The sequence below is a fragment of the Pseudomonas sp. Fl5BN2 genome (genome assembly GCF_009908205.1).
GTDB lineage: Bacteria > Pseudomonadota > Gammaproteobacteria > Pseudomonadales > Pseudomonadaceae > Aquipseudomonas.
In genome coordinates this window covers 135,850-144,832 of the sequence record NZ_JAAARL010000020.1, presented here as the reverse complement: position 1 = coordinate 144,832, position 8,983 = coordinate 135,850, and the positions used below count along the sequence as shown (strand labels likewise).

Genomic DNA, 8,983 nt, shown 5'->3' with positions numbered 1-8,983 from the left:
GGTGGGGGAATTCGTTGCCGGGGTGCGCTATCGCGCCTGGCAGCCGGCCAACTGCCTGCAACCGACCATCCCGGTGCATGCGCCGCTGGTATTCGATCTGCTGGATACCTGGATGCAGCGATCCCTGGGCGGTTGCCAATACCATGTGGCCCATCCCGGCGGGCGCAATTACCACAGCCTGCCGGTCAATGCCAATGAGGCGGAGAGCCGGCGCATGGCGCGTTTCTTCCGTCTCGGTCACAGCCCCGGCAGCTTGGCGGTACCGCCCCTGGTGGTCAACGACGAGCTGCCCATGACCCTGGATTTGCGACGTTTCTAATCCACCTGCGACGCCTGAGAGATAGCCATATCCGGGCGTCATGGCTGTGCGTTAATCTGACTTTCCCTGCCGTCTGCACGAGTGTTCCATGCCTGACTTGCTAGACCGTTACCCGCTGACGGCGGGTCCCTACCACGAGCTGTTGGATCACCAGGGGACAGTCCGGGCGCACTGGCAGCGCCTGCTCGAACAGTTGCAGCGCAGCAGTCCCGCACAGTTGGCCCAGCGCCAGGCACTGCTGACCCGGCAGATCCACGAGAACGGTGTCACCTACAACGTCTATGCCGACCCCAAGGGCGCCGACCGGCCCTGGGAGCTGGATTTGCTGCCCCATGTGATCCCGGCCGATGAGTGGCAGCGATTGTCCGCCGGGATCGCTCAGCGGGCCCGCTTGCTGAATGCCGTGCTGGCGGATTTGTACGGCCCGCAACGGCTGGTCCGTGAGGGCTTGCTGCCGGCGGAGCTGGTGTTCGGGCACAACAATTTTCTCTGGCCGTGTCAGGGCATCCAGCCACCGGAGGAGATCTTTCTGCACTTGTATGCGGTGGATCTGGCGCGTACCCCCGATGGGCGCTGGTGGGTCACCGCCGATCGCACTCAGGCGCCATCCGGGGCCGGTTATGCCCTGGAAAACCGCATGATCGTGTCCCGGGCCTTCCCGGATCTGTACCGCGACCTGCAGGTGCAGCACCTGTCTCGGTTCTTCCGTGCCTTGCAGGAAACCCTGGCCCGCCAAGCGCCGCGGGATACCGAGGCGCCGCTGATCGTGCTACTCACCCCGGGGCGCTTCAACGAGAGTTACTTCGAGCACCTGTACCTGGCACGACAGCTGGGCTACCCGCTGGTGGAGGGCGGCGACCTGACGGTGCGCGATGCCACGGTGTACCTGAAGACCCTTAGCGGGCTGCGGCGGGTGCACGCGATCATGCGTCGCCTGGACGATGATTTCTGCGATCCCCTGGAACTGCGCACCGATTCCGCTCTCGGGGTTCCCGGGCTGCTGGACGCCGTGCGCCAGGGGCGGGTGCTGGTGGCCAATGCCCTGGGCAGCGGGGTGCTGGAGTCTCCCGGGCTGCTGGGCTTCTTGCCGAAAATCAGCCAGTACCTGCTGGGTGAGGAGCTGCTCCTGCCCTCCATTGCCACTTGGTGGTGTGGCGAGCCAGCAGTGCTGCAACAGGCCCTGGAGAAGCTCCCGGAGTTGCTGATCAAACCGGCCTTTGCCTCCCAGAGCTTCACCCCGGTGCTGGGTCGCGACCTGAGCCCCGAGCAGCGTGCGAGCCTCGCCGAGCGTATGCGTGCGCGGCCTTACGCCTATGTCGCCCAGGAGTTGCCGCAGCTGTCCCTGGCGCCAGTCTGGCATGCCGAGGACGGCCTGTTACAACCCCGGGCCATCGGTATGCGGGTGTATGCGGTGGCCAGTGATGAAGGCTATCGAGTGCTGCCTGGTGGCTTGACCCGGGTCGCTGCGGATGCCGACGCCGAGGTGGTGTCGATGCAGCGCGGCGGTGCCAGCAAGGACACCTGGGTGCTAGGCGAGCGAGCGCCCAGCGGCGAGCCATGGAAAGCCCAGCGCACCCTTGGCGTCTATGACCTGGTACGGCGTGATCCCTACCTGCCGTCGCGGGTGGTGGAGAACCTGTTCTGGTTCGGTCGTTATTGCGAACGTTGTGACGGCAGTGCACGGCTGCTGCGAATCATGCTGGCGCGTTACGTCGACGGCGACGATCCACAAGCCTTGTTGGCAGCAGTGGACCTGGGGGAAAGCCTGATGCTGTTGCCGGACGAGGGCGAGTTGCCCGAACGGCTGCTGGCAGCCCTGCTCGGCGAGGATTGGTCGTTCAGCCTGCGCTCCAACCTGCAGCGCCTGCAGTGGGCTGCCTCCCAGGTGCGCGGCAAGCTGTCCCGGGAAAACTGGCAGGCCCTGGTGGAGTTGCAGCGCGAGGCCCAGGAGCTGGATACGCCTGAGCCGGATTTCGGTGAGCTCCTGGATTTTCTCAACCGTCTGGTGATGTCCCTGGCGGCGCTTTCGGGGTTCGCTCTGGACGATATGACCCGGGACGAAGGTTGGCGTTTTCTGATGATAGGTCGGCGCATCGAACGCCTGCAGTTTCTCAGCAGCAGCCTCGCAGCGTTCCTGCGGGGCACCGCGGCCTTCGATCAGGCCGGCCTGGAATGGCTACTGGAACTGGGTAACAGCAGCATCACCTATCGCTCGCGTTATCTGGCGGTGGCGCAGTTGATCCCGGTTCTCGACCTGTTGCTGCTGGATGAGCAGAACCCCCATGCGGTGCTGTTCCAGCTCAAGCTGGTGACGCGCACCCTCAAGCGTCTCAACGACGACTTCGGCGTGCCCCGTGAGCTGACGCTGCCGAGGCTGGTGGAGCGCCTGGCGCATTTCGACCTCGGTTGCCTGGAGAACTCCCTGTTCGGCGAGGCCAGCGTGCGGGCCGCGGTGGATGGGCTGGCGGACCTGTTGCATGAGATCGCCGAGGTCAGCGGCCAGGTTTCCGATCGCCTGGCCTTGCGGCATTTCGCCCATGTGGATGATGTCAGCCAGCAAACGGTGTCGGTCTGATGAGCGCGCGTTACCAGATTTTCCATGACACGCATTATCGCTATGACAGCCCGGTGTCCCTGGCCCAGCAACTGGCGCACCTGTGGCCTCGGGCCTGTGCCTGGCAACACTGCACTCAGCGGCAACTGCTGATCAGTCCCGAGCCCACCACCCGCCGCGATGAGCGGGATGTGTTCGGCAATCCGCTGACCCGCCTGGCTTTCGAGCGGCCCCATGATGAACTGCTGGTCAATGCCCAGCTCAGTGTCGAAGTGCTGGATCGGCCGTCACTGGATTTCGCCGCCTCCATGGCCTGGGATGCCGCTCGTAGCACCCTGACCTATAGCGGCCGGCCGCTGTCCATGGCCTTGCTGGAGGCCTGCCGTTACCGTTTCGAATCACCCTATGTGCACCTCAAACACAGCTTCGTAGCGTTTTCCGAAAGCTGCTTTGCCCCGGGGCGGCCACTGTTGCAAGGCGTCCAGGCATTGATGGAAAAGATTTTCAGCGAGTTCACCTTCGACGCCGAAGCCACCCAGGTGGCGACGCCGTTGGTGGAGGTGCTGGAGCGCCGGCGCGGGGTGTGCCAGGACTTCGCCCACCTGATGCTGGCTTGCCTGCGTTCGCGTGGGTTGGCGGCACGCTATATCAGTGGTTATCTGCTGACCCAGCCACCGCCAGGCCAACCTCGGCTGATCGGTGCCGATGCCTCCCATGCCTGGGTTTCGGTATTCTGCCCGGTGCTTGGCTGGGTGGATTTCGATCCCACCAACAACGTGCAGCCGGCGTTGGAGCACATCACTTTGGCTTGGGGGAGGGATTTTTCCGACGTCTCACCGTTGCGCGGGGTGATTCTCGGCGGCGGCAGCCATGATCCGGAAGTCCGGGTTACCGTGATGCCATTGGAATAACGCGGGAGCCGGCTTGCCGGCGAAGGGGGGGATGTTGCGCAGGGCTTGAGGAGGTATTCGCTGACAAGCCAGCGCCTACCGCCACCCTGTGGGCCTGAGTGGATCCTCAGGCCCAGTGCAGTCAGGCCTGGGGCGCCTGAGGCTCGGCGTCGTCGACGCTCACTTCACCTTCGGCATCCGAGGGCAGTGGGTTGGCTTCGTCGGCGGCAGCTTTCTTGCGTTGCAGCTTTTCCTCTTTCTTCTGTTCCTTGGCTAAATCGCGTTGACGTTTGGCGAAGGAGTAATTGGGTTTAGCCATGGGCGATCCTCTGGGGTCGAAGGTGAGGTTGAGCGGCGCGTATTCTGCCTGTTATCGGGCACGGAGGGTTAGTCGGGTTTACTCTCGGCCCATTTGGCCGGAACCGAAGGCTGCCAAGCGTCCAGGGCATCCAGCAGGCCTGCGGGCGACTCGCTCATTTGCAGCATGTCACGGTGCGGGGCTCGGACGAAGCCTTCGCCGACGATATGGTCGAGAAAACCGCTGAGTTTTTCATAGAAACCGTTCACCTCCAGCAACCCCAGGGGCTTGCGGTGGTAGCCCAATTGGCCCCAGGTCCAGACTTCGAACAACTCCTCCAGGGTGCCGAGGCCGCCGGGCAGGGCGATGAAGGCGTCGCTGAGTTCGGCCATGCGCGCTTTGCGCGCGTGCATGCCGTCTACCACCTCCAGGCGGGTCAGGCCGCTGTGGCCGATTTCCGAGTCTTTCAGGCTTTGCGGGATGATCCCGATCACCTGACCGCCGGCTGCCAGGGCCGCGTCGGCAACGATGCCCATCAGGCCCACTGCGCCGCCGCCATAGACCAGGGTCAACTTGCGCTCGGCCAGAGTGCGGCCCAAGGCTTGGGCGGCTTCGCGATAAAGAGGGTTGGTGCCGGTGCTGGCGCCACAGAATACACAGACAGAAGTTAACGACATGCCTTACTCCGAGCTCATTGATGGCCTCAGAATAAAGGCTGAAACAACTGACTCCAAGTACTAAACCTCGCGTTGCGCGGTTGCATAAGTACCGCTGGCACCACAGGCGTAGGCGGCGAGCAAGCTGCGAAACAGGCTGTTGAACGGCATGACCAAAGCTCCAATAGAGGGGGACGGAGCGATTCTAGGGCGTGGGGCGGTGGGCGGCTGTTAGATTGTCTTGATCGGCCTGATAGCAGAGAGTTGTATACAGTTCTTTGATGCAAATCATAGGAACTTGGCGAAAATTCAGGCAGTCTTCCGTTCCATGGATTCAGATGGATTTTGTTAACCCTGCCTTGGAGATTCACCATGTTTGCCAAACTCGTTGCGGTATCCCTGCTGACACTGGCCAGCAGCCAATTGATGGCCGCCGAATGTAAGGTCGATGTCGACTCTACCGACCAGATGTCCTTCAACACCAAGGAGATCACCATCGACAAGAGCTGCAAAACCTTCACCGTGAACCTGACCCACTCCGGCAGCCTGCCGAAGAACGTCATGGGCCATAACTGGGTACTGAGCAAAACCGCAGACATGGCTGGCATTGCCACCGACGGCATGGCTGCCGGCATCGACAAGAGCTACCTGAAAGAAGGCGACACCCGCGTCATCGCCCACACCAAGATCATTGGTGCTGGCGAGAAAGACTCGGTGACCTTCGATGTGTCGAAGCTGACCGCAGGCGAAAGCTACCAGTTCTTCTGCTCGTTCCCAGGCCACAACTCGATGATGAAAGGCGCTGTGGTCCTGAAGTAACAGGTTGACCCGGCTGCACCAAGAAAGCGCCCCGAGGGGCGCTTTTTTTGTGTGCATCCGTAGGAGCGGGCTTGCCCGCGAAGAGGCCCTTGAGCCTTGTGCAGCATCAAGCTGCCCTTTCGCCGGCAAGCCGGCTCCTACAGAGCGAGGCGGGTCAGGGGGCGAAGGGCATCACGCGTTTGTGATGGGTCTTGCGGTAGGTGTCGCAGATGATCTTGAACGCTTCTTCACGCACTGGCTGGCCATGGAGGAAGGCATCGATCTCGGTGTAGGTGACACCGTGGGAGGCTTCATCCGGCTTGCCCGGCGACAGGTCTTCAAGGTCGGCGGTGGGGATCTTTTCCACCAGCGACTCCGGGGCGCCGAAATACCGGGCGATGGTTCGCACCTGGTGTTTCACCAGGCCACTCAGGGGGGCCAGGTCACAGGCGCCGTCACCGAACTTGGTGAAGAAACCCATCACCGCTTCGGCTGCGTGATCGGTGCCGATCACCAGGCCGTGGGCGGCGCCGGCGATGGTGTACTGGGCGACCATGCGCATCCGCGCCTTGGTGTTGCCAAGGACAAAGTCCCTGGACACCGCGTGCTGCCCTTCGAAGGCCGCCACTTCATTGGCCAGGGCCTTGACCGCCGGACCGATGTTCACCGTGTGGCGCTCGTCCGGGTTGATGAAGTCCACCGAGGCTTGGGCGTCGTGCTCGTCGAACTGGGTTTCGTAGGGCAGGCGCACGGCGATGAAGCGATACTTGTCATCGCCGCTGCGCTCGCGCAGCTCACGCATCGCCCGCTGGGCCAGCAGCCCGGCGGTCAACGAGTCGACACCGCCGCTGATGCCCAGCACCAATGACTTGAGCCCGGAATTGACCAGGCAATCCTGGATGAAACGGACGCGTCGGGCGACTTCCGCCTCCAGCGCCGCGTGGTCGGGAAAAGGTGCTTGGACCTTGAGCTGTTCAGCAATCTCACGCTGTACGGCTTGCATGATTCACTCCTTGCCAGGTTGGGCAGGTACTTGGAAAACGTGGCGCAAGTAGGCGACGAAGTTCGGATCCTTGCAATGGGTCTTGCCCGCTTCATCGGAGATCTTGGCGACGGGCTGGCCATTGCAGGCGGCCATTTTAAGCACGATGCTCATCGGCTCGACACCGGGAATATCGCAGGTCAGGTTGGTGCCTATGCCAAAGCTGACGTTGATCCGCCCCCGCAGTGCGCGGAATATTTCCAGGGAGCGGGATAGCGTCAGGCTGTCGGAGAACACCAGGGTCTTGCTCATCGGGTCGATGCCCAGTTTGTGGTAGTGGGCGATGGCCTTCTCCGCCCAGAGGATTGGGTCCCCGGAGTCATGGCGCAGGCCGTCGAACAGCTTGGCGAAGAACAGATCGAAATCACCCAGGAAGGCCTCGGTGGTGATGCAGTCGGTGAGGGCGATGCCCAACAGGCCGCGGTATTCGCGGACCCAGCAGTCGAGGGCGGCGATCTGGCTGTCGATCAGCCGTGGGCCCAGTTGCTGGTGGGCCATGATCCACTCGTGGGCCATGGTGCCCAGGGGCTTCATGTTCAGCTCCCGGGACAGGTGCACGTTGCTGGTGCCGACAAAACGCCCGGGGAAGTCGTGTTTGAGCACGTTCACCACTTCCTCCTGGACCCGGTAGGAGAAGCGTCGGCGGGTGCCGAAATCCGCCACCTGCAGCTCGGAAAGCTCTTCACTGCTGGCGTTGGCGCTTAGCCAGTCGAACTTGCGATACAGCTGCTCCCGGGCCTGCACCAGCTGGATTTCGCGGTAGCGATAGCGGTTGCGCACTTCACTGATGATGGCCAGCATCGGCACTTCAAACAGGATCACGTGCAGCCAGGGGCCGCGCAGGCGGATAAACAGCTCGCCGTTCTCGATGCCGGTGTGTACATAGCGCAGGTTGAAGCGGAACAGCCCGAGAAAACGCAGGAAGTCTGGCTTGAGAAAGCTGATGCGTTCGAGAAAGCCCAACTGGTCGGCGCTCAGGTTCAACTCCCCGAGGCGCTCGAACTGATAGCGGATCTCCGCCAGATAGGGCCGCAGATCCTCGCTATTACGGCAACGAAACTCCCATTCCACTTCCACATTGGGGTAGTTGTGCAGCACCGCCTGCATCATGGTCAGTTTGTAGAAGTCGGTGTCGAGCAGGTTCTGCACGATGCGATCGGCAAACACACTCTCGCTCATAACGGGAATCTCCATGCTGGCCGCAACAGACAGCGGCGGCTTCAGCTCTTTCTGTGAAGGCGCTAGTGGCGCATAGACGCCCGGCGCTTTGCCAGTGTTTTTTCGTGGTGGGTGATTGTCCGGCCGTAGGAGCTGGCTCGCCAGCGAATCAATCTTCAGCCTTGTGCAGGGCTCAAGGGTCTGTTCGCCGGCAAGCCGGCTCCTACGGGAGGGGGGAATCGTTGTGTTCGAGCATCCAGCGCACGAAGTCGCGAACCTTGGGCACCTCCGCCGAATGCTCGGGGTAGGCTAGGTAGTAGGCGTCCTGGCTGGGCATGGCGTGCTCCCAGGCGATCACCAGCTTGCCTTCGGCCAGTTCTTCCTCCACCAGGAACCTGGGCAGCAGCGCTACGCCACAACCAACCTGAGCCGCACGGATGCACATATAGAAGGTCTCGAAACGCGGGCCGTGATAGCTGTGCTCGGTCTGGTAACCCTGCTGGTCGAACCACTCGTGCCAGCCCTGGGGCCGCGAGGCGTTCTGCAACAGCACCAGGTCGGTCAGCTGCCTGGGGTCGGTCAAGGGCGTGACGGGCAGGTTGTCGGGGGCGCAGACCGCCACCAGTTCCTCGCTGAACAATTTCAGGCTCTCGGTGCCGGGTCGCGAGCCCTGGCCGAAGTAGAACGCCAAGTCGCTGTGGCCCTGGAGCAGTTCGTCCGGCTCCTGCTCGTTGCACAGGTCCAGGTGGATATGCGGATGGCGTAGGCGCCAGCCCTTGAGTCGGGGCACCAGCCAGCGCGCGCCGAACGTGTAGGGCGTGGAGACCCGCAACACTTCGGTCTCGCCGCCGTAGGAGCGCAGGTAATGGGTGGACATCTCCACCTGGGTGAGGATCTTGCGCACCTCCACCAGGTACAGGTCGCCGGCCGGAGTCAGTTGCAGGCGCCGGCGCACCCGGCGAAACAGCAGGTGTTGCAGCAGTTCTTCCAACTGCGCGACTTGCTTGCTCACCGCACTCTGGGTCAGGTTGAGTTCCTCGGCCGCGCGGGTGAAGCTCAGGTGCCGGGTCACGGCCTCGAAGCACTGCAAGGCAGTGATCGACGGCAGGTAGCGTTTGTTCAGCATGGCTTGTCCTTGTTCTTATCGGTGCTGGATGCCGGCTCAGCATGAATAAACGGAATGATATCTCGCTTAAAGGTCGTTTGTTGGCAAGTCTCAGGCCAGCTACAACTACAGGCCTTGATGGCCGTCGCAGCGGTCGGGATTT

The 8,983-nt window shown here is 62.5% G+C and carries 9 protein-coding genes; 4 read left to right on the top strand and 5 right to left on the bottom strand.

Annotated features, from left to right (window positions below; translation table 11 throughout):
• From GV819_RS25480 to GV819_RS25470, 3 genes are all read left to right on the top strand, one after another.
• Positions 1-319: transglutaminase family protein (locus GV819_RS25480; RefSeq protein ID WP_161758809.1), on the top strand; the 319-nt coding region annotated here is incomplete at its 5' end.
• A gap of 88 nt (positions 320-407) precedes the next feature.
• Entirely contained in the window at positions 408-2,894 is a 2,487-nt protein-coding gene (locus GV819_RS25475) for a circularly permuted type 2 ATP-grasp protein (protein WP_161758808.1), read from the top strand.
• Positions 2,894-3,784, top strand: a complete 891-nt coding sequence (locus GV819_RS25470; RefSeq protein ID WP_161758807.1) for a transglutaminase family protein — start codon at positions 2,894-2,896, stop codon at positions 3,782-3,784. Before GV819_RS25475 ends, GV819_RS25470 begins: the two co-directional genes overlap by 1 nt.
• Positions 3,785-3,905: 121 nt before the next feature.
• Here GV819_RS25470 and GV819_RS32980 read toward each other — a convergent pair whose 3' ends face one another.
• Positions 3,906-4,082 carry a hypothetical protein gene (locus GV819_RS32980; RefSeq protein ID WP_178124976.1) on the bottom strand — a complete coding sequence of 59 codons (177 nt, stop codon included), beginning with the start codon at positions 4,080-4,082 and terminating at the stop codon, positions 3,906-3,908.
• 68 nt (positions 4,083-4,150) lie between these two features.
• Positions 4,151-4,738, bottom strand: a complete 588-nt coding sequence (locus tag GV819_RS25465; RefSeq protein ID WP_161758806.1) for a TIGR00730 family Rossman fold protein — start codon at positions 4,736-4,738, stop codon at positions 4,151-4,153.
• Positions 4,739-5,089: 351 nt separating this feature from the next.
• Between GV819_RS25465 and azu the strand changes: the two genes are divergently transcribed.
• Entirely contained in the window at positions 5,090-5,536 is a 447-nt protein-coding gene (azu, locus tag GV819_RS25460; protein WP_011058960.1) for an azurin, read from the top strand.
• Between the two features lie 154 nt (positions 5,537-5,690).
• On the opposite strand, the gene nadE is transcribed toward azu, so the two are convergent.
• The 3 genes from nadE to GV819_RS25445 form a co-directional block, all read right to left on the bottom strand.
• On the bottom strand, positions 5,691-6,518 hold the full coding sequence (gene nadE / locus GV819_RS25455; RefSeq protein WP_161758805.1) for an ammonia-dependent NAD(+) synthetase: 828 nt from the start codon (positions 6,516-6,518) through the stop codon (positions 5,691-5,693).
• A 3-nt stretch (positions 6,519-6,521) separates the two neighbouring features.
• Positions 6,522-7,736, bottom strand: coding sequence for a nicotinate phosphoribosyltransferase (gene pncB / locus GV819_RS25450; protein ID WP_161758804.1), 1,215 nt, complete (start codon positions 7,734-7,736; stop codon positions 6,522-6,524).
• A gap of 202 nt (positions 7,737-7,938) precedes the next feature.
• Positions 7,939-8,841, bottom strand: a complete 903-nt coding sequence (locus GV819_RS25445; RefSeq protein ID WP_161758803.1) for a LysR family transcriptional regulator — start codon at positions 8,839-8,841, stop codon at positions 7,939-7,941.
• Positions 8,842-8,983 lie beyond the last annotated feature (142 nt).